Origin of the sequence: Bacillus cereus group sp. MYBK108-1 (assembly GCF_051917185.1) — a bacterium.
Lineage (GTDB): Bacteria > Bacillota > Bacilli > Bacillales > Bacillaceae_G > Bacillus_A > Bacillus_A cereus.
This window is the reverse complement of the sequence record NZ_JBQAHZ010000004.1, coordinates 186,350-207,641: the sequence shown is the minus strand read 5'-3', so window position 1 is coordinate 207,641 and position 21,292 is coordinate 186,350. Positions and strand designations below refer to the sequence as shown.

The following is a 21,292-nucleotide window of genomic DNA, read 5'->3' as shown; positions in this document are numbered from 1 at the left end:
CAACTTTCATGCGTAAACACTTTACGTCAAACGAGAGAATCCTTTTTAGAAAGGAGAATTTAAAATCGATAATATAAGCAATGAATTTCTAAACCAATATTACAACAGCCTCGTGTGGTTAAACGATACACACTGGTTCGGGGTTCCAATCTGTAAACTTCCCTCTGATCTCTTTTTGTATCAAGAAATTATTTATGAATTAAAGCCCGATTTAATTATTGAATGCGGGACTTTTCACGGTGGTAGTGCACTGTATTTAGCTTCTATGTTAGATTTAATTGGAAAAGGTCACGTACTTACTATCGATATAACTCCGCAGCCAAATCGGCCATCACATAATCGGATTACGTATTTAACAGCATCTTCTGTTTCTGTGCAGGCCATCCAAACAATTGTAAGCATGCGCAAACCTAATGATGTGGTTTTAGTTATTTTAGATTCTGATCATAGTAAAGAACATGTCTCCAAAGAACTATTACTATATAAATCTATCGTCACTACTGGCAGTTATATGATTGTAGAAGATACCTCCATTAATGGAAATCCGCTTCTTCCCGATTGGGGTCCTGGCCCGATGGAAGCTGTGGATGAGTTTTTAACTAAAAATAATAACTTCATAATCGACGAGTCTAAACATAAATTTTTCATATCATTTAATCCAAAAGGTTTTTTAAAGAAAATAAAGTGAAACTTTAATAAGTGGGGTTTTGCTCATCCCCCACTTATTCTATCATTTTCATTTTTGAAAAAGGATAATATACAAATTCCACCTTGCCTATTATGTTATCTTCTTCAATATATCCTAAGCCATTTCGACTATCTCTACTTACTTCGCGGTTATCTCCCATTACAAATAACTTATTTGGCGGAATTTTTGTCTTTTGAAAATTATAAAACACTTGTGTGTTGTTAAATAAATCTTTGTTTGTATATGGTTCTTCTTGCTTTTTATCGTTCACATATACCTTTCCGTTCGTTATGTTAATTACATCACCAGGAAGCCCTATTACACGTTTCACATAATATTTCGATTCATCCTCTTCTTTTATAATGACAATTTCTCCGTGTTGTAAATTAGAAAGACGTACTACCGCTTTATTTACAAATACGTAGTCTTCTTCATATAAAGTCGGCTGCATCGATTCCCCTTCCACCTTACATAAAGTAAAAGAATGGTAGCCTATGACTATCACCAATATAAATAGTATGTACTTTCCCCAGCCTCTCTTAATCTCCTTTTTCATATCCATTCCCACCTTATAAAGCGCTTTTTAACTCAAAAAATATATCACTGCACAATATGTTTCCATGCAGTGATACTATTTTTACTGTGCCTTGTTCGGTTGTTCTACTGGAATTGAATTTGCATTTGATCTATTTGTTTTTAATTCAAAATACGCATCCAAAATCTCTTTACCAATCGCAGAATTAATTCCTGATTTATCATCATTCACCCATGGTACAACAACTGAAAAAGCTACTTCCGGATCAGCATCATATGGTGCATAACCGGCAAGAGTTAAATTATAACATTTTTTTCGGTTGTTGTTCTCATCTCTTCCAATATCACTTTCTCCACCATATACTGTCTCAGCTGTTCCTGTTTTTCCCGCTGGTTTATATGGTAGACCTTTAAACGTTCCGGTACCTGTTCCGTCAGCTTCTTGAAAAACTCTTCTAAATCCTTCTTTTACATGATTAATGTACGAAGTGTCCATATCCACTCTATTTAATACAACTGGTTCAATCGACCGAACGACTTTTCCTACATCCTCTGGTCTATTCGGTTGCTCTCTAACTTCTTGTACAATTTGTGGTTTCATTCGGTAACCGCCATTTGCAATTGTGGAAATATATTGTGCAAGCTGAAGCGGCGTATATGTATCATACTGTCCAATCGCGTAATCAAGTAAAAATCCAGGTATGTTATCAGTTCTACCTACTTGACCAATTGATTCATTTGGCAGGTCAATACCAGTCGACACACCTAGGCCAAATTGTCTAAAATAGTAGCGCATTTTATTAAATGTTTCTTGTTTAATGTCTAATGGATTGTTTGGGACATAATTAATGCCTGCCATTTTTAAAGCCGTATTAAACATATAAACGTTCGATGACACTTGCAAAGCTCTTAAATCATCAATATCCCCAAATTCTTTCCACGATTTCTTCGGCTTAGAACTTCCTTTAAAATACATTGGCGCATCAAAGAAATGTGTATACGGCTTAATCGCTTCTGTTTGATATCCAGTTAATACAGTAGCCCCTTTTACAGTTGACCCTAACTCATAAGAACTTGTCATCGTTCCTAATGCATAATCTTCTATTTGCATCCCGCCATCTTTATTTACAATTTTCTTTCCTGCCATTGATAAAATTTGACCGTTTTTCGGATTCATCATTACTACGAACGCACGATCCATCATCGGCTCTGCAGCATGAAAGGCTCGTAAATTCTTTTCAAGGCTTCCCTCTACTCTTTTCTGTAAATCCATATCGACTGTTAACATCAAGTTATTTCCACTTTTTCCTTCAGTCACTTTTTCTGTTCGAACAATCTTCCCTGCTTTATCCATAATATTTTTAGACTGTTCCTTCGTTCCATGTAGTGCATCTTCATATTGTTTTTCAATGTAACTTTTACCAATACGGTCGTTTCGATTATAATCACGAACTAAATAATAATCTAATTGTTCTCTTGGCAATCCTTCATTTTCATTAGAAACGCTACCTAGTATAGAGCGCAGTATTTTATCATTTGGGTATTCACGTTCCCAATCTACTGTCGTATCTACCCCTGGTAAGCTTGCCAACCTTTCACTAACGACAGCATATTCATTTTGACTTACATCTTTTTTAACGATTTGCGGCGTCATTTTATATCCCGCATTCATTTTGCTTTTAATTACTAATACTTCTATATCTTCCTTTGAAAGCTCATTTAATTCTTCTTGTGTAATTCTTTCCCGGCGCAGTTCTTCTACTTTTTTATCTAACTCTTTTCCTTCTATTTCTTGCTTTCTAAATTTACTCTCATCTTCTTTCGTTACTTTCGCTGCTGCCCGCTTTTCATTTAACTGCATCCAAAAATCTTTCTTATCTGTCTCTGTTAACTTATCCATGTCCTCTTGCGACATTTCAATTAGCTTAGCTAAATCTCTTGCTACTTGTAAAACTTCTTTCGAGTCTACTCCTCTCATTTTCGTATATGTAACGGTTCGCAATGGTTTATTATTTACAATAACGTGACCTTGTCGATCAAACATTTTCCCTCTAGGAACGGGAGTACTTACCGTTACATCTTCCTTTTTGTTTACTTCATTTCTATACGTTTCTCCATCAATGATTTGTACTTTACCTAATTGAATTATAATAGCTGAAAATAAAAGAAAGACAATAAAAAATAGTACATTTAACCGAAATGGAATATGAGTCTTTTTCTTTTTCGATTGTTTTTTCTGCTCCTTTTTCTGTCTCATTTCGCTCCCTCGCTTTATTCTATTAACATTTCTACGCAAAATCATTATGTATCAAATTTATTTATATGATATATATAGAATTTTATATTAATTATAAAAGAAATAAAAGATTTAATTTTCAGTTTTTTGTTTTTACATCCTATTTATTACCATTCCCTTAATGCACAATAACATGAATATTATTCTAAAAGAAAAATGGGGCAAATTGATTTTTATAAATTATAGAGATGTTGTTACTACATTATCAAAATGTTTTCATATGGCTTAAAACAGTGATTACTCAAATAAAAAACTGAGGCAGATACCTCAGTTTTTTCGATAACTTATTTCATTGAAGATAACCCTTCAACAAACTCACCAATCTTATTTTGAAAAACAAAATCAAAGTTATATTCCTGTCCTGTTAACTCTTCATTTACTAAAATAGTTGTTGCTCCTACTTCCCTCTTTGCGATTTCCGGGAATGAAGCGACAGGTTGTACTTTTAATGACGTTCCCATAACGAGAAGTACACCTGTTTCATATAAACGTTTCATCGCATTTTGATATTGCGGCAATGTATCTCCGTATAAAACAACATCTGGATTTAAAATAAAATTACACTTCTCACAACGCGGTACTTCATGATCAATCATATACTGTAAATCATAGCCTGATTTACATTTTGGACAATGTGCTGTTTGAAGTGTTCCATGTAAATCAATGACATGCTTACTGCCACCTAATTGATGTAAACCGTCAATATTTTGCGTTAAAATCGTAATATCTTTCCCTTGTTCTTCTAGCTCAGCTAAAAAGCGATGGCCACGATTTGGTTTATATTGATGGAACGTATTAATTTGAAAGATTTCTTTATAATGCTTCCAAAATTCTTTCGGACTTCGGTTATAGTACCCTCTTGATAAGTACATCTCCACATTCGCATCAGCATACAATCCATTTGCTGAACGAAAATCTGGAATACCACTTTCCGTACTTGCACCAGCGCCTGTTAATACTGTAATTTTCTTCGCTTTTTCTAAAATTGAACGTACTTCTTCAAATTGTTGCACAAAAATCACCTCTATGTATTTTCCTATTCTTATTATACCAGTTGTTTACAGGAGGTGTTGTACAATTCATTTTACTTAATGCGTTGCGCCCCCAACCTCTACAATATCTACCTTAACTGTCGTCGTTACTTCGATTGCCAATTCTATCCCCTTACGAATAGTAGAAAGTGACATACTCGGTTGCCCTGGATAATTACTCGCTTGTTCTGGTAAAAACGGAATATGAATGAATCCGCCTTTTATTTTCTTATCATGTTTCTCTAGTTCATGCATAAGTCCATAGAATAAGTGATTACAAACGAATGTGCCTGCCGTCTGTGAAACAGATGACGGTATACCCTCTTCGCGAAGTTTTTTTACGATTGCTTTCATCGGAAGTGTAGACCAATACGCAATCGCTCCTTCTTCTACAACCGGTACATCTACCGGCTGATTCCCTTCATTGTCAGCGATTCTTGCATCATCAATATTAATTGCGATACGTTCTATCGTAATATCTGGTCTACCCCCAGCTTGTCCAATGCATATAATAATTTCCGGCGCTAGTTCTTCTATATACTCTTTTAATACGCTTATTGATTTATGAAATACAGTTGGTACTTGTTTGCTTATTATCTTGTATTCTCCAATTGTTTTTTCATGCAAACCTTTTGCTACTTCCCAAGCTGGATTGATATTTTCTCCGCCGAACGGATCAAACCCTGTTAATAATACTGTTTTCATAGTTTTATCCTCCTAATTAGAAACGATATACTAGGCCGTACATAATAAACATATTTATGATAAAAATTGAAAGAGCAATTGGTACTTGCGCTTTAATAACCGCATTTTTATCCTTTAGCTCTAAAAGCATCGCAGGTACGATATTAAAGTTTGCTGCCATTGGAGTAAGCAGCGTTCCGCAATATCCAGCAAACATACCGAGTGCTGCCATAATTGCTGGGTTTCCGCCGTGCATTTGAACTATTAAAGGTAAGCCAATTCCGCCAGTAATAACAGCAAACGCTGCGAATGCATTTCCCATTACGACTGTAAATAGCATCATGCCTAAACAGTACGCCATAACGGCAACGAACGGATACTCTGTCGGTAGCACTTGTCCGACTAAGTCTGAAACAACTTGTCCAACGCCAGACTTCGCGAATATACCGCCAAGTGCTGCTAACATTTGTGGTAAAATTACAGCCCAGCCAACAGCTTGTAATAGTCTGCTTCCTTCTTGTACAGGTGTTGTTATTTTTGATTTTGTAATACGCATCGCCGCAACAAATGCGAGTAATGCACCAAGCGCTAGTGCAACTAATGTTACTTTATCTGGATCAACAAGAGAGACATTTCCCCATTTAATTTTCCCTAAGGTCAACGTACCGATAATTGTAAAAATAGGAATTAATAGTGCAGGCATAAAAATTTTATTTTTTAATTTCTCAGCATGTTTCACACGTTCTTGTACTGGAACTTCTTTTTCCTCTGATTTTGTTACTTTATTTAGCGAGGCTAAAACGACCATAGCGAGCACGATACAGCCAACGTAAAACGAAGGAATTACATTTCCAAATAAAAATGTAACTGCAAACAATGCCCAAAATAAACTAGAACCGAATCTGTTTGGATGTTTACAATCGAATGCGATACGAACAGCGATAAAAGCAACGATTATCCCTAATACATAATAGATTGTATCCATTGTGATGATGTTCATATTAGATTGCCTCCTTCTCTTCTTTTCCTTCTGCCTTCATTGTTTTCTCTATATATTTATCAAACCTTCTAAATCTAATCCAGCTTACAATAAGTGCAGATATTGCTGTCGGAATGCCCCAAAGTGCCATATCCCATACTCCGACATGCATACCTACTGAATCGAAGAATCCTTTCATTAATAAAATAGCTCCAGTTGCGATGAAAATATCTTCTCCGAAAAACCAAGCTGTATTTTCCGCAGCCGCTGCGTTTGCTTTAATCTTTTCTCTTAATTTTTCAGGAAGTTTACCGTATTTACCTTGCGCGGCCCCTTCTGCCATCGGTGCAACGAGCGGCCTTACTGTTTGCGCATGCCCACCAATATTAAGCCCTAGTGCTGCTGATGATTCTCTTATCGTAAAATATGACATTAATACTCTTCCAGTTGTTGCTCCTTTTGATTTCGTTATAAGTGCTTCGGCTCTTTCTTTTAAACCGTAACGCTCTAAAATTCCGATTACCGGTAAAGTTAATATAATTGGCATAGACATATATCTATTCTCTATGAAAAATTTACCGAACATGCTGATCACATCATAAAAACTTAATCCTGAAACCATACCAGTAACAATACCTGCAACCATAACTACTAAAAGTGTATTTAATCTAAATAAAAAGCCCACTGCAACAAGTAGTATCCCGATTAATTTAATCATTTCTAGCACTTCCTCTCATTTTTTATTTCGGTGTACAAATAGAAACTTCGTTAAGTTTGAATGTTCTGTATATTCTTCCTGCAAATTGCACTGCTTTTTCCCCATCACCGTGTAAACAAATCGTTTGCGCCTGAACTGCTACTTTCTCTCCATTGACCGCATATACATAGCCTTCTTTCACCATTTGAAGTACTTGCTTTATCGCTTCGTCTTCATCTTTTATAAGCGCATTTTCTTCTGTACGGCTCGTTAATGTACCATCTTGCTTATATGTACGATCCGCAAAAGCCTCTTGTACGAGAGTTACTTTGTATTTTTCTGCAGCCTGTATAAACGCCTCGCTATTTGCTAATCCATAAAGTAATAGACTTGGATTTATATGATAAATTGCCTTTGCAATTGCATCTGCAATTTCCGGATTAGACGCCGCCATATTATATAAGGCACCGTGCGGCTTTACATGCTGCATTTTCCCGCCTGCCGCTTTCACAAATGCGTCTAATGCGCCTGTTTGATATAAAACATAATCGTATACTTCACTTGCTGAAACATTCATGTTTCTTCTACCAAATCCAATTAAATCAGGAAATCCAGGATGCGCCCCTACTGCTACGTTATGCTCCAAAGCTTTTTCAACAGTTTGACGCATAATAGACGGATCACCCGCATGAAAACCGCAAGCAACGTTTATAGAGGAAACGAACGGAAGAATTTCATCACCATTCCCCATTTTATAAGCGCCAAAACTTTCTCCTAAATCACAGTTTAAATCGATTGTAGTCATAATGTATTCCTCCTAATTTTAGCTTCGTAAAGCGATGAATTTCTTTAATAGATTCATATTTACTTCTTGTTCTATGTACAATTGTTCCGCTTCTTCAAGCGTAATTTTCTCAAAAGAAACATAGTCCCCCGGCTTTAGCTGGGCAAGAAGAGGTAAATCTACTGAAATGATATTTCCCATTCTCGGATAGCCACCTGTCGTTTGCCTATCTGCCATTAATATAATCGGCTGTCCACCATTAGGAACTTGAATGGTTCCAAATGTAACAGGACTCGATAAAATCTCTTTTTCTTCAATCCTATTTAAAACTTCTCCCTCAACCCTATAGCCCATACGGTCAGCATAATTAGATACCTTATACTCTTTCGTAAAAAATGCCTTTCTACTTTCTTCTGTAAATTGATCGTATTCAAAGTCAGCTATGACACGAAGCTTAGGATGTTTCTTATACTTTGGTAGTACACTGTTGCTAATTGCCCATTTCGTTTTTATACGCTCATCTTTTTGTAAGTCTTGTATGAAACGATTCGCCATTTCTGGTTGTGCACCAATTTGGAAGTAGTCACCCTTTTTCAGCATTCTTCCTTCTATACCACCAATCGTAGCACGTATGTACGTACTTTTGCTTCCCATTGTACGCTCAATATGTATTCCACCCGCAAAGGTCACATACGCTCTGCAACCACTTTTCACTTTTCCAAAACAAAGCATACTACCTTCTTCCGCTAAAATGGGACGCCATAACGGGATACGTTCTCCATTCAATAACGGTTCCATATCTGCTCCGCCAATCGCAAGTAAAGTCGTTTTCTTTATTAACAATTTAGGTCCCATAATCGTCATTTCGAGTCCCGCTTCATTCTCCTCATTACCAACTAACATATTGATCATCCGAAGTGCACTTTGATCCATAGTCCCGCCAACTGGTACACCGTATTGTTGATAATGAGATCGCCCTAAATCTTGGACTGTTGTAAACATTCCTGCATGCAAAACCTCTACATCCATTCTTTAGCCCCCTCAAGTGATACGTACTCTTCCTTCGTTATTGGGATAAATCGTAAATACATACCGCTTTGAATAAAGGTTGGTGTTTCTTCTTCCGGATTAAATAAGGAGATTGGTGTTCGACCAATAATATTCCATCCACCCGGTGTTTCAAGTGGATAAATACCTGTTTGATTTCCGCCGATTCCTACCGAACCAGGTGAGATTTGTAACCGCGGTATTTCTTTTCTAGGTGTTTCTAATTCTTTTGATAGTCCTCCTAAATACGGGAACCCTGGTGTAAAACCTAACATATATACAAAATATGTAGTTTCACTATGTATTCGAATCACATCTTCTACTTGTAAACCTTTATAATGTGCAACCTCTTCTAAATCAGGTCCATATTCTCCCCCGTAGCACACTGGTATAGAAATATGTTTCACATCCTGTTTTACTTCTTCTTTATAAGAATCACACAGCTCCTTTATATACTGGCGAACGTAATCATGTGACCTTTCACGTCTCTCATTTCCCTTCCATACTTCGTATACATTGTAGTAAACAGCTAATGAAGTAAACGACGGAACGCACTCTATCATTCCTGCAAACGGATGTTGCTGCAGTGCTTGAAATAACCGCTGTACTTTCTCATATATATCCCTCTTAATTTCTTCACCAAATATAACAATAATTGCTTGATCCCCTAACGCAGAAAATTTCATCCTACTCCCTCTTTCTATGCCAAAAAGCCGAGTTCTTTCGAAATGCGATGCGCTGTTTCTTTCACCTTCGCAATAAAATATGAAATGTTACTTTCGTTGTACTCAATTGCTAATCCCGAAATACTAATGCCTGCTACAACCGTTCCATCGCTCGCGAAAATGGGTGCTGCTATCGCGGCTGTATGATTTTCTAACTCAGCATAACTAATGGTGTAGCCTTCCTTTTTTGCCATTTGCAACACTTCTAACAATTGTTTCTTATCCACGATTGTTCCATCTGCAAACTGTTTTAAATCCACTTCCTCTATGTATCTCCGTTTCTCTTCCTCAGAGAAATACGATAGTAAAATTCTTGGACATGCGCCAGCATAAAGCGGTGCTCTTCTTCCAACCGCCGTATACACGCGTACCGGCTGAACACCTTCCATTTTTTCAACATAAATTGCGTCATTTCCATCCTGAATTATTAAATTAACTGCCTGTCCTAAACTATCTCTAAGTTCTTTCATATAAGGAATTGCTATATTTCTTACTGATAATCGTTGTGAAACAAGTTGACCGAACCGTAAAAATACGACCCCTAAACGATATTTCCCCTTTTCGTTTTTTTGTAAAAACTCCATCTCTTCCAACGAGCCAATTAAACGATAAACAGATGTTTTCGGCATATTTGTAAGCTGAACCATCTCTGTTAAACTTAGCTCTTCATGCTCATAAAACAACTCCAAAATATCCATTGTCTTAACTGCCGTTTTATTTATACTCATTCTATCTCCCTTTCGTTCCGAATTACGGAACTTAAATTCCGTTTTTCGAAACAAACATATAATTTAAAATTATATAATATTCTTTCAATTCAATCAATAGATTTTAAGCAAATAAAAAAGTATGGAAGAATATCTCTCCCATACTTCACCACACTTTATAACGCTCTTACTTGTTCCAACGGCCAGAAAACAGCTTGTCCTTTTCCGACAATTTCATCTTCTGAAATAAAGCCAAACATGCGACCATCCTTAGAAACTTCACGATTATCCCCTAAAACAAATACTTGGCCTTCTGGCACTTTCGTTTTCCCAGTGATTTGTTCTAACGTAAAGTCTGGAGTTAATACACGGCCTACTGCTTTTTCTTTAAACTGTTTTAAATATGGTTCTTCCATCGCTTTTCCGTTTACATATAAAACATCATTTTTATACTCAACTGTATCGCCTGGCAAACCAATTACTCGTTTTACTAAATCGTATCCTTCTTTCCCGTGGAAGACGATAATATCAAAGCGATCTAATCCACTTATACTATAACCAATCTTATTCACGAGAACTCTTTCGTTATTTTTTAAAGTGGGCATCATTGATTCACCTTGTACTAAAGAAGGTGTAAATAAAACACCGCGAATAATAGCAATTAATACAAGGGTAAAACCTATCGTTTTAGCCCAAGAGAATAATTCTTTCTTCGTATTTTCCTTCATCGTTTCTCCTCTTTCTTAAGCACTTATTTTATTATTTCAACTAATTCTTGTACTAAATTAGGATCTATTTCAGAAAAACATGATTTTCCTTCTCTTACCGCTGTACCGACATGCGCCTGCGTGATTCCGGTTTCATCTAGCAATCGCTTTATATTTTCTTTCGTCACGCCAGCTCCAGCTACAAGCTGAATTTGACCCTCACTTACCTTTTGCATTTCTGTAAGCACCGGAATATTCTCTACTATATTTCCTTGTCCACCTGAAGTTAAAACGTGAGTCACTTTATGAAACTTCTTTAAAGTGCTCATCGCTTCTACTGGATTTTTTATATCATCTATCGCACGGTGGTACGTTACATTTATTCCATCTACAACAGATAGTAAATCCGCTAATTTCTCTTCATCCACTTCATTTCGTTCGTTTAATACGCCTAATACTACCCCAGCTGCTCCTAACTTCTGTGCAACTATAATATCTTCTTTCATCATTTCAATTTCTTCTTCCGTATATGTAAAAGACTTCGCATGCGGACGAATCATAACATGAATTGGTATACTTACTACTTCTACCGCTTTTTTTATAAAAGCATAACTCGGTGTTAAACCACCTTCTGTATAAGATGAAATTAATTCAATCCGCTTCCCGCCAGCACTTTCAATTCGTTTTACATCTTCTAAACATGTTGCAATAACCTCTAGCATGAGATGACCTCTTTTCGTGCTTTTTTCTTATTATAACATTAGTAAAAATAAGAAGCCTAGCTTTCTCCTTTAAAACTTAAAAAAGAAGAATGAAAAGAAAGATTTTTTATTGGCAACGATTATTGGTAACATCCTATTATTCATGTACACTCCTACCATAATGAAAAAAGCCCTTCATTTTGACGGATTTTTCTAATTTCAAGCTTTTCTTTCCTCAGTTTTCAGATCAATGCCTAATTGATCTTCCAATAACTTTACACCTTTCTTTGTAAGATGGACAGCTCGGTTCTTATCCGTTTTCGTAATCCATCCCTGTTCAAAAAGCAGTTTTGCAATTGCAGACCCTAACCAACCAGAAATATGGTAACGCCGTTCACTCCAATCAAGGCAAGGTTTTGCAAATACCCTCCTTTTTGTATCTGCCTCATCAACATTTATTCCAAAATTCAGAAACCATTTCTTACCTTGTTCCGTTACAATGTATTCTCCATCCTCTAAAATTATAAATTGCCTATCTAGTAATTTTTCAGTTATCTCTACACCGAGTTTGCCTGCAAGATGATCATAACAAGTTCGAGCATAACGAATTTGTTTTAGTTGGCTTGATTGTTTTAAAGAGCGAACTTGAACTGTTGGTGCAATTGTCCCTAACTTTTCAAGCACTTCTGCAACTTCTTGATTAGCAAGTCGATAGTAACGATGTCTACCATGTTGTTCAACTGTAAGTAAATTCCCTTCTACTAATTTAGAAAGATGCGAACTAATTGTTGGATGTGACACTTTTGCCATATAAGCCAATTCACTAGCAGGTAGTGCCTGATTATTCATTAGACAATCTAAGATGATTGCTCTTGTAGGTTCAGCAATTAGTTTAGCTATATATGAGATATTCGGATATACATTCATATTTCGATGATACCCTAACTATTAAATTGATACAATTATTTTAAGTTTAATAGTAAAGGAGAATGTATTATGAATGCAATTGATCTTAGTATATTAAATTTAAAAGAAACGAGAAGGCGCTCAGAAAAATTATGGAATTCTCTTCCCGATAATTTTCTTAATTGGAAGCCTGATCCTGAGGCTATGTCCTTTGGTGAAATGATTCGTCACGTATGGAGCTCAACTTTTTACTATCATATGATTATAAAAAACAACGGTTCAATAAACGACATACGTACCCCGTATGATGACGAGCCAATTACTTGTGTAAAAAAAGAAATTGAATTGGCACAATCACACTTTACTGACTTCATAGAATATGTTCAATCAATAAGCATAGCCGAGCTAGATTCAAGACTTATTGATCGAAGCGATGTTGGCTATCAACGATATTTAGGTGATATGCTATTACGAATTGCCTATCATGATGCGGTCCATGCGGGTCAATTTTTACAATATTTGCGAATGGTTAACTTGGAAAGACCTTTAATTTGGGATTAAATACGAAAAATGTTTATACAGCCTCCAAACTGGCATTACAATAAGAATTTTTCAACAAGAAACAATCACAACACCATGATAATCATTTATATTAAAAACCTACATCTCCATTAAGTACTTCATACACATAAAAAGCACGGGTTTGATTACTAATCAAACCCGTGCTTTCAAAACAACTATAATATCCATAAACAATAAAATGTAAACTTCAAAAATCACGACCGAAACGCCGCATCCGCAAGCATAGATAATGTTGCATCATCCATCGGTGGATTGTGTAATCCTGCTCTGACATTTAAATAGTAACGATGGAGCGGATTTTTTTCTGATAGACTTTTTGCTCCTACGATGCGCATTGATTTATCCACTATGGATATCGCCGCATTTGTTACGGCGTATTTCACTGCCGCTAATTCTGCTTGCAGTGACAGTTTATCTTCTGCCTCATCGTATTTTTTCGCAATTTGATATAAAAAGACGCGAGCTTGCATAAGCTCGAGTTCTAATTCTCCAACTAATCTTCTAACATTCGGTAATAAACTAATAGAATGGTTTAAACTATTTGGTTTGTATGATCCCGCAAACTGAACTGCATAATTTCTTGCTGATTGTGCAATTCCTAAATAACATGCTGGTATATGTAGCAACCAGCCAATACCCTTTTGTTTCACTTTCCCGCCTTTTACATCCGTAAAAAAGCGGTTGTCTATCTCTACATTTTGTAAAACAAGGTCGTGGCTAGCAGTCCCTCGCATTGCAACGCTATCCCACGTTTCTTCAATAGATACACCGAGTGTATTTCTTGGAATAACAAACTCACCAACTTCTTCACGGCCTTCCATACTTGCTGAAATAATAAAATAATCAAGTACTGGCGCCATCGTTGTAAAAGTTTTTCTTCCATTTATAATCCACTTCTCGCCTTGTTGAACCGCTATTGTTTCTGGTTTGCCGCCACGCGTCGGACTCCCTGTTTTCGGTTCTGTTGCTGCCCTGTTAAAGAGCGCACCATTACGTACTTCTTCGCAAAACCATTTGAACATCTCATCATTCCAAGAGCGATTTTCCGCTAGCTCCTTCACAATGCCAAGATGCCAGCCAATCGATAATGCAGTAGCTCCACAGCCTTCCGCGATTTTCTCTTGAAATAAAACGAAGTCATATAAAGAAATGGTACTACCACCAAATTCCTTCGGTAACGTTAATTTCGTATATCCGATATCTTTCAAATCATTTATATTTTCATACGGAAATGATCCTAATTCACTTAGCTGATGCTCCCTTTCCATGAACTTCGGAATCAATTTATTTATTTTCTCAATAATTAAAGACTGTTCTTCTGTTTCAACAAATGAGAGTGCCATACTATAATCTCCTTTATCCCGCTATTTGCGGGCAGTAAAACTCCCACCTAAAAATTCAGGTGAAGCAAAGGAAGTTAGGTGGGAGATCAACTGCCCGTAAACGCCCGATTGGTTCAACTAATAATCAGTGAGAAACCCACCCACTGATTAAAGTTTCACTTTATGCTCGATTCATAAACCGTTCATTTTGTCATTATGATTATATGAAGCTACCTCTCTATTGTTTCACTATTCCGATAAAAATACAATGTTTTTGACTAATAAGAAAAGTTCCTATTTAAGGATAGATCCTTTTCTTATATTAGTCCCCCTTCAATGCTTTTAATGGCAAAGAGGTTACATATCCAATATACGAGAATAATTCTTTAAAGAAGAATGGTATTTCTGTATCTAACGTTTTATATGCTGATGTCGGCGTTGGTGAAGCATATGCTTCAATATTAATATGTTTTGCGATTCTCATTGCGCGTTTCATATGAAGTGGATCACTTACAATCGTGTATGTTTGTATGCCGTTCTCTATTCCAACTTGCTTCGCATTCTTTAAATTTTCTTCAGTGAAAAGGGATTTTGTTTCAATTAAAATATCTTCCTCTTTTACACCTTGTTTCATTGCATATACTCTTGCAGTACGTGCTTCCTCAAGTTCTGCCTCGAACTTTGTACCACCTGTAAAAATAATCTTTTTAATATTTCCGTTCTTATATAAAGAAATCGCATGATTAATTCTTTCTTTAAATACAGGAGATGGTTTTCCGTTCCATGAAGCTGCGCCTAGTACGATACCAGCATCCGTTTTCACGTCATCATTTGCTTTAAAACGATAACTCCAAATATCGTAAGCTGCATAACTTACATATAAAATAGCAGAACAAATCATTAGTAAAAATACTTGAAAGATTCGTCTTTTCTTACTCTTCTTATTTTCTTTCATTTGTAATTGCCTCCGTACATCATCCATACTTCTATAAAAAACATTTATATCAAATCGTTTTGTTTGAGTTTATTTAAAAGAAGGAACTTTACTTGTTATTTATGTATAAAAGGGTTTTCATTTAAAATTGAGGATTATCAATTCATTTTCATTTGCGGTTTTCATTACATTTTTTAAATTCATAAGTTTATTACCATACAACTACATTGTAACGAATTTTTTCTCAGAAGGGAACGATGAAACAAAAGGAATTAAAATAAAGTAGCATTTTGTAAGAAAAAAGGTATATTTTTCATGTCTCACGAACAATATACCTTTCAAAACACGAATTATAACTTTTCTTTATACAACTCTAATTTTTCTAACAATTGTTCTTTTATGCCTGGCCATTCACTCGAGATAATACTGTACACCACCGCATCTCTCACATAACCATTCGGTAATTTTCTTTCATTTCGAAGCACACCCTCTTTTACTGCGCCTAATCTTTCAATTGCTCGTTGGGCTTTTTCATTTCTTGCATCCGTCTTAATTTGTACCCTAAGCATATGCAGTTTTTCAAAAGCATACTGAAGAAGCATATACTTACACTCTGTATTTATACTCGTACGTTGCACACTCGGATGATACCACGTTTGCCCTAACTCAACTGTCTTATCTTCTACTGAAATATTATATAACCGTGTACTTCCTACAATCTTATTCGACTGTTGATCTACGACTATGAAAGGTATTTGAGTACCTCTTCCGTAACCCTTTATTGCTTTTTGAACGTATTGTTGCATATCTTGCACACTATCCATTTTAGAGATTAAATACGCCCAAATATCCCGATTTCCTTCTACAATCGAAAACAAAGTTTCGACATCAATATTATCCATTAACCGCAACTTTGCTCTTTCGTGAATAATTTCCATTTTTAAGCCCCCTTTGTTGTTACTATAACACATCATTAACATAGTTTTATTAATATATATTAATGAATTAGCGCCATAAACATATAGTACATCTAAAAATAAAAAATACGATGCCTTTATTCAAGCATCGCACTTATAATTTCACACTACCTACGCTTTTACGATAAATATTCATTTACACAATTTAGTAAACGCCATATATTCAGAACTTACATTATAGTTCAAAGCAACAAATAAGCAATCGGCGTAATAATAAGCAACGTTAAAATCGTTCTCTGCACATATAAAATAATAAGTTCAGATACTTTTAATGGAATATCTGTTGATAATATACAAGGAATGGAAGCGGAGAAAAACAAAATAGATGATACGGAAACAACTGCAATAACAAACTTTGTCACAAGTGGTGCATTAACTACTAATAATGACGGTAAAAACATTTCTGCAATACCAACTGATGCGGCTTTAGCAGCTAAGTCTGCTTCTGGTAATTGTAATAGCCATGTAAACGGATAGAAAATATAACTAATCCAATCAAATATTGGCGTGAACTTCGCTAAGACGATACCAATTAATCCTACTGACATAATGGATGGTAAAATTCCCATTGTCATAATAAATCCGTCTTTTAAATTCACTGCAATATTTTTCATAATGCTCGGTGCCGACTTTGATACTTCTAACGCATCTTCCCAAGCACGTTCTAACATTTTCTCTTTATAAACAGGCTCTGGGAACCCTTCTTCTGTTACATATGTATCTGGTTTTCTACTAAGGGGCGGGATTCTTACGGTGATAGCAGTCACGATGAATGTTACAACAAGTGTAGTCCAAAAATAAACATTCCATAAATGCATAATATCTAATGTTTTTGCGATGATGATCATAAATGTAGCGGATACTGTAGAAAATCCTGTAGCGATAATCGCCGCTTCTTTTGTCGTATACTTTCCTTCTTTATACACGCGGTTCGTAATAAGAAGGGCAAGCGAATAACTTCCAACGAAGGACGCAACTGCATCAATCGCCGATCTCCCCGGCGTATTCCATAATGGCCTCATAATCGGACGACAAAATGTACCGATAAATTCAAGCAATCCATATCCGACTAATAACGCTAAAAACGCCGAGCCAATTGGAACGAGCAAACTTACTGATATGACTAGCTTCTCATACAAAAACGGCCCAATATCTGGCGCAAAGAACCAAGCTGGTCCTACTTTTAAACAATATAATATGCCAAAAACAACGCCAACTACTTTTAAAATAGAAAAACAAATGTCTACGATAGATGCATTCCATTTCTTCGTATAAAATGGATAAATCGCACCAATCGCCATAACAAATAATGCATAATAAGGTACTACGCCAGGAACCGAAGCCCTAATCCACGATACGATATGATCAATCATAATAGACGATGCACCGTTTATCGTAACAGGAACGAAAAACATAAACACTCCAACAAGACTAGCAAGTATAAACCGAAGAATAATCCCCTTCTCTCGCCCTGTCTTAATTACATTACTCTTTAATTCAATTTCACTCAAAATTCCACACCCCCTATTATCTAAATATTCTGTATAATTATGTTATATTCCTTCTTTCCGTTTCTACTATTTAATCATGTGAAAAACCCTATTTTGAAATAGGGTTTTCTATTACCCTTTATAATCATCCACAATCACTTGAATGACACGATAAGATTCTTCGACCACCTTCTCATTACTATCCCTATTTGCGTCATATGTAATTAACGCCTTCCAAAGTGCCCATCCTCTCGCTCTATTCCACGTTTCTTCATCCATGCGTAATACTTCTTTAAATACATTTCTACTATTTTCATCAAAAAACGTCCACGCCATCGCTGCATCACAAGCAGGATCTCCTACACCTAAAATACCAAAATCAATTACAGCACAAAGCTTTCCATCTTTAACGAGTAAATTCCCTGGCGCTACATCTCCATGAACCCAAACTGGCTTACGGTCCCATGTTGAACTAAGTGCTACATTCCAAAGGTGCTTTAATAATGCCTCGTCAAAAACATCCTTATTATTTTCAATAGCAACTCTCGCCTCTTCATCATATACAGATATAAGTCCGCCTCGGTAAAAATTATGTGTTCCAGCTAAAGGTCCGTTACTCGCATTTATAGATTGCAATTCTACTAAAAAAGATCCTAAGTCCGCCGCAAATTCATTTAAATCCCGAACGTTTTGTTTCGTAACTGTTTCTCCCTCTATCCACTTATTAATAGACCAAGGCAATGGATACGCTTCAGACGGATTTCCTTTCGCAAGTGGGGTAGAAATTGGTAAAGAAAGCCCCTTACTCAATATAGGAAGCCAACTATTTTCTTTCTCTACTTGCGGTGCATATGCCACATCACTTGGCAATCTTACACTCATCTCATCCCCTAAGTGAAACGTCCTATTATCATGCCCACTAAACTTTACAGGTTTCACTTCTAAATGGGCCCATTCAGGAAACTGTTCCTGTATTAACTTTTCCACTAAACTTACGTTAATTGGATGCATTCACATTCTCCTTTTCTTTTGAAACTTACTAAGCCCATCCGTACTTCCAACATATTCAAAACTATTTTTCTTATAAAAATCATTTAACGTACGATTATGCCCCACGCAATCTAACTTCAAATACTCTTTATCACATTGCACATTCTCTTCTACCCACCGTAAAATCCATTCTCCTATTCCATTTCCCTTATACTTCCGTTTCACCGCAAATCTATGAATATATAATGAATTAGAAACTTCCTCTTTACCAAAAATATGTTCATCCCATTCATTTTGTTTAGGAGAAACTGTAACCGTACCAACTATTTCATCTTCTTTCAGAACAACATATGTATATTTCTCTCTTATACATTCTAGTATTTCAGCCGTAGCTTCCTCTCCTAAAAGATACTGCCACTGATCCACTTCTTTATATTGTAGCCATTGTGCTACCTCTTTTAATAAAATGATAATACTATCACTTTCATTTTCAGTAGCAATTCGAATTGCATATTCTTTACTTATATTTCTCTCCATATTGCCTTTCCCCTTTCAATTTGCTACCATACTGACAAACGCGTTCTACCGTCGTTTTCGTCTGTAACATATTTCACATAAAATCCTTGTTTCCGTGCGTTTTCATACATTAATTCAATCGCTTTTTGATCTTTCGCATAAATTTGTATGTATTGAGCATCCACTGCTAATACGATTAGCTCACACTTACTTTCCTTAAACTCTTCATATGTTTCAATATCTATCGCTTTTTCTCCTTTAGGATATGCTTTTAAATCTGCAAAAATAAGATAATATATGTTGTCTTTAACTAACTTTTTCAATGCTAACCCTTCCACTACACTTGGTTCTTCTGGAAATAATGCCTCATCCAATTCACCACGTGCTATTAAGTAGGACTCCTCATCCCTCACTCGCCAATCAAATACAGTAATATCAATTGGCTTTAATACTTTCCAAAGTAAATTATCATATTCATCTAGTATATCTACTGTAATCCCTCTTTTCATATGCTTGCTCCTAACTTATTCATTTTCGTTTCATACATTATATATCAAATGTAATTACTATATTTTGTCGATACATATGTACATCATAAAAAACCGCTCCACTACTAGCGAAACGGTTTCCTTCTGCTTACATTTAAATATTTCATTCAATTGTTGCACTACGTTTTAAAATATTTTTTAATATATGCACCACATCAGTCGTTCATTCTTAATGCTCACTTCGACTTCACGAAGTAATATAAAAACCATACTGCATGATTTTGTTCATCCGCAGCTATTCTCCGTAACAACTCTTTCAAATGTGCATCCGATGTCTCATCTGAAATTTCCAAATAAAAATCTACTGTTTTTTGTTCATCTTGTATAGCGAACTCTAATCCTTGTAAATACGTATTTGGGCAGTCTTCAGTAATTTGTGGTTTTGGCTGCCTACCAGTTAAGTTCGTATAAATTTGTACAAAGTTGTGGAAATGCTTTATTTCATCATTACGAATTTCAAGAATTTGTTTTTGTTCTACTTGATTTGGAGCCATATTCGCTAATTTTGCATAGCAGCTTATAGCGCTATACTCTCCATTAATAGCTTTTTCAATATCACTAATTAACTTATCATTCTGCCTATACCAATCATAATAATTCGAATTATACATCATATCCCCCCATACTTTCGCTTAACATTTTATGCATTTAGAAATAGTAGGAGCCTGTGTATATAACGGGACGGCTTTAGATTGAAAGAAAAGTTTGAGAAAAGGGTCTATTTTGTAAAGGAATTGCTTATTCATAAAGTGAAACTATAATCAGTGGGGATTTTACTACACGGCAAATAGCGGATAAAATATCACTATTTTTTTGTACGCTGTTGCTATAAATTCGCGAATGAATCAGGTTTCCAACCAGATGTGGTGTTGAGATGCGAAGCTATTATGAATCCAGTCATATAACTAGGAGGTACCACTATGCCATCTTTATTTAAAACTATGGCCTTCCAGCTGAAAACCGAAAGACTTGAGCTTAGTATGTGGGAGGAATCCGATTCCGTTTGGCTGAGCAAATTAATTGGCGAACGTGGCGTGGACATTCCAGCCGTTGATTCCGTTCGTAACCGGCTTATTGAGATGCGCAAGAAGGCAGATGAAAATGGTATTTCCCTTCTCACTATTCGAAGGAGAGACGAAGGCGATTTCATTGGGTACTGTGGCTTAATTATCGGTCGTTCCACACTTGAAGAGCCGGAGATTGCATACGAGTTGTTCCGCAGCGCTCATGGTAAAGGTTATGCGACTGAGGCCGCATCTGTTGTACTGGACGCCAAAGACTTTGGTCGACTGTAGGTGCTTGGAATATCGCTTCCCTCCGGGTACTAGAAAAGATAGGATTTAAGCGGCATCACAGTACGTGGGATGATGAACGTGGTGAGATTGTTTGGAACGTACGCGATCTTTAAAGATTTCGCCTTAATTCTAAACACTACACTTTTCAACAA

23 protein-coding genes and 1 pseudogene are annotated in these 21,292 nt (G+C 36.1%); 3 read left to right on the top strand and 21 right to left on the bottom strand.

Translation table 11 applies throughout. The annotated features are described in order from the left end of the window. Positions 1–64 precede the first annotated feature (64 nt). Complete coding sequence (locus ACTFSL_RS09320) at positions 65–688, top strand: cephalosporin hydroxylase family protein (protein WP_440041605.1); 624 nt, start codon at positions 65–67, stop codon at positions 686–688. A gap of 34 nt (positions 689–722) precedes the next feature. Here ACTFSL_RS09320 and lepB (ACTFSL_RS09315) read toward each other — a convergent pair whose 3' ends face one another. From lepB (ACTFSL_RS09315) to ACTFSL_RS09255, 13 genes are all read right to left on the bottom strand, one after another. Beyond that, positions 723–1,244 carry a signal peptidase I gene (gene lepB, locus ACTFSL_RS09315; RefSeq protein WP_002094069.1) on the bottom strand — a complete coding sequence of 174 codons (522 nt, stop codon included), beginning with the start codon at positions 1,242–1,244 and terminating at the stop codon, positions 723–725. 81 nt (positions 1,245–1,325) lie between these two features. Next, positions 1,326–3,479 carry a peptidoglycan D,D-transpeptidase FtsI family protein gene (locus tag ACTFSL_RS09310; protein ID WP_440041556.1) on the bottom strand — a complete coding sequence of 718 codons (2,154 nt, stop codon included), beginning with the start codon at positions 3,477–3,479 and terminating at the stop codon, positions 1,326–1,328. Between the two features lie 323 nt (positions 3,480–3,802). Then, positions 3,803–4,540, bottom strand: coding sequence for an NAD-dependent protein deacylase (locus tag ACTFSL_RS09305; RefSeq protein ID WP_074554685.1), 738 nt, complete (start codon positions 4,538–4,540; stop codon positions 3,803–3,805). Between the two features lie 66 nt (positions 4,541–4,606). Beyond that, positions 4,607–5,254: a pyroglutamyl-peptidase I gene (gene pcp, locus ACTFSL_RS09300; protein ID WP_000859708.1), complete on the bottom strand. Its 648-nt coding sequence runs from the start codon at positions 5,252–5,254 to the stop codon at positions 4,607–4,609. Positions 5,255–5,270: 16 nt separating this feature from the next. Continuing rightward, positions 5,271–6,233 (bottom strand): DUF979 domain-containing protein, encoded by a 963-nt coding sequence (locus tag ACTFSL_RS09295; RefSeq protein ID WP_001021642.1) that lies wholly within the window; start codon positions 6,231–6,233, stop codon positions 5,271–5,273. A gap of 1 nt (position 6,234) precedes the next feature. Next, the gene (locus ACTFSL_RS09290; protein ID WP_000593392.1) at positions 6,235–6,930 is read right to left on the bottom strand and encodes a DUF969 domain-containing protein; all 696 of its coding nucleotides are present in this window, start codon (positions 6,928–6,930) and stop codon (positions 6,235–6,237) included. A 22-nt stretch (positions 6,931–6,952) separates the two neighbouring features. Then, positions 6,953–7,714 carry a 5-oxoprolinase subunit PxpA gene (pxpA, locus tag ACTFSL_RS09285; protein WP_059303679.1) on the bottom strand — a complete coding sequence of 254 codons (762 nt, stop codon included), beginning with the start codon at positions 7,712–7,714 and terminating at the stop codon, positions 6,953–6,955. Positions 7,715–7,732: 18 nt separating this feature from the next. Further along, positions 7,733–8,722, bottom strand: a complete 990-nt coding sequence (locus ACTFSL_RS09280; protein ID WP_059303678.1) for a biotin-dependent carboxyltransferase family protein — start codon at positions 8,720–8,722, stop codon at positions 7,733–7,735. Next, positions 8,713–9,426, bottom strand: a complete 714-nt coding sequence (gene pxpB, locus ACTFSL_RS09275; RefSeq protein WP_059303677.1) for a 5-oxoprolinase subunit PxpB — start codon at positions 9,424–9,426, stop codon at positions 8,713–8,715. The genes ACTFSL_RS09280 and pxpB overlap by 10 nt, the downstream gene beginning before the upstream one ends. 14 nt (positions 9,427–9,440) lie before the next feature. Beyond that, entirely contained in the window at positions 9,441–10,193 is a 753-nt protein-coding gene (locus tag ACTFSL_RS09270) for an IclR family transcriptional regulator (protein WP_059303676.1), read from the bottom strand. A 155-nt stretch (positions 10,194–10,348) separates the two neighbouring features. Further along, complete coding sequence (gene lepB / locus ACTFSL_RS09265) at positions 10,349–10,900, bottom strand: signal peptidase I (protein WP_000662501.1); 552 nt, start codon at positions 10,898–10,900, stop codon at positions 10,349–10,351. Between the two features lie 23 nt (positions 10,901–10,923). Beyond that, positions 10,924–11,601 carry a copper homeostasis protein CutC gene (locus tag ACTFSL_RS09260; protein WP_000895121.1) on the bottom strand — a complete coding sequence of 226 codons (678 nt, stop codon included), beginning with the start codon at positions 11,599–11,601 and terminating at the stop codon, positions 10,924–10,926. A 198-nt stretch (positions 11,602–11,799) separates the two neighbouring features. Continuing rightward, positions 11,800–12,507, bottom strand: coding sequence for an ArsR/SmtB family transcription factor (locus tag ACTFSL_RS09255; protein WP_001103806.1), 708 nt, complete (start codon positions 12,505–12,507; stop codon positions 11,800–11,802). A gap of 69 nt (positions 12,508–12,576) precedes the next feature. Between ACTFSL_RS09255 and ACTFSL_RS09250 the strand changes: the two genes are divergently transcribed. Continuing rightward, entirely contained in the window at positions 12,577–13,047 is a 471-nt protein-coding gene (locus ACTFSL_RS09250) for a DinB family protein (RefSeq protein ID WP_000991272.1), read from the top strand. 215 nt (positions 13,048–13,262) lie between these two features. On the opposite strand, the gene ACTFSL_RS09245 is transcribed toward ACTFSL_RS09250, so the two are convergent. The 8 genes from ACTFSL_RS09245 to ACTFSL_RS09210 form a co-directional block, all read right to left on the bottom strand. Next, a complete protein-coding gene (locus tag ACTFSL_RS09245; protein ID WP_059303675.1) occupies positions 13,263–14,411 on the bottom strand; it encodes an acyl-CoA dehydrogenase family protein in 1,149 nt (382 codons plus the stop codon). Between the two features lie 301 nt (positions 14,412–14,712). Further along, positions 14,713–15,345 carry a YdcF family protein gene (locus ACTFSL_RS09240; RefSeq protein WP_000662215.1) on the bottom strand — a complete coding sequence of 211 codons (633 nt, stop codon included), beginning with the start codon at positions 15,343–15,345 and terminating at the stop codon, positions 14,713–14,715. A gap of 329 nt (positions 15,346–15,674) precedes the next feature. After that, entirely contained in the window at positions 15,675–16,262 is a 588-nt protein-coding gene (locus ACTFSL_RS09235) for a GNAT family N-acetyltransferase (protein ID WP_000402578.1), read from the bottom strand. A 221-nt stretch (positions 16,263–16,483) separates the two neighbouring features. Further along, positions 16,484–17,812, bottom strand: a complete 1,329-nt coding sequence (locus tag ACTFSL_RS09230) for a YjiH family protein (RefSeq protein ID WP_059303674.1) — start codon at positions 17,810–17,812, stop codon at positions 16,484–16,486. A gap of 111 nt (positions 17,813–17,923) precedes the next feature. After that, the gene (locus ACTFSL_RS09225) at positions 17,924–18,802 is read right to left on the bottom strand and encodes an aminoglycoside phosphotransferase family protein (protein ID WP_059303673.1); all 879 of its coding nucleotides are present in this window, start codon (positions 18,800–18,802) and stop codon (positions 17,924–17,926) included. Further along, entirely contained in the window at positions 18,803–19,318 is a 516-nt protein-coding gene (locus ACTFSL_RS09220) for a GNAT family N-acetyltransferase (protein ID WP_059303672.1), read from the bottom strand. 23 nt (positions 19,319–19,341) lie between these two features. Continuing rightward, positions 19,342–19,806 carry a DUF2691 family protein gene (locus ACTFSL_RS09215; RefSeq protein WP_059303671.1) on the bottom strand — a complete coding sequence of 155 codons (465 nt, stop codon included), beginning with the start codon at positions 19,804–19,806 and terminating at the stop codon, positions 19,342–19,344. 215 nt (positions 19,807–20,021) lie between these two features. Continuing rightward, positions 20,022–20,456, bottom strand: a complete 435-nt coding sequence (locus tag ACTFSL_RS09210; protein WP_000282830.1) for a ferritin-like domain-containing protein — start codon at positions 20,454–20,456, stop codon at positions 20,022–20,024. Between the two features lie 309 nt (positions 20,457–20,765). Between ACTFSL_RS09210 and ACTFSL_RS09205 the strand changes: the two are divergent. After that, positions 20,766–21,253 (top strand): annotated as a pseudogene (locus ACTFSL_RS09205) (GNAT family N-acetyltransferase). The last annotated feature ends 39 nt before the right edge of the window (positions 21,254–21,292 follow it).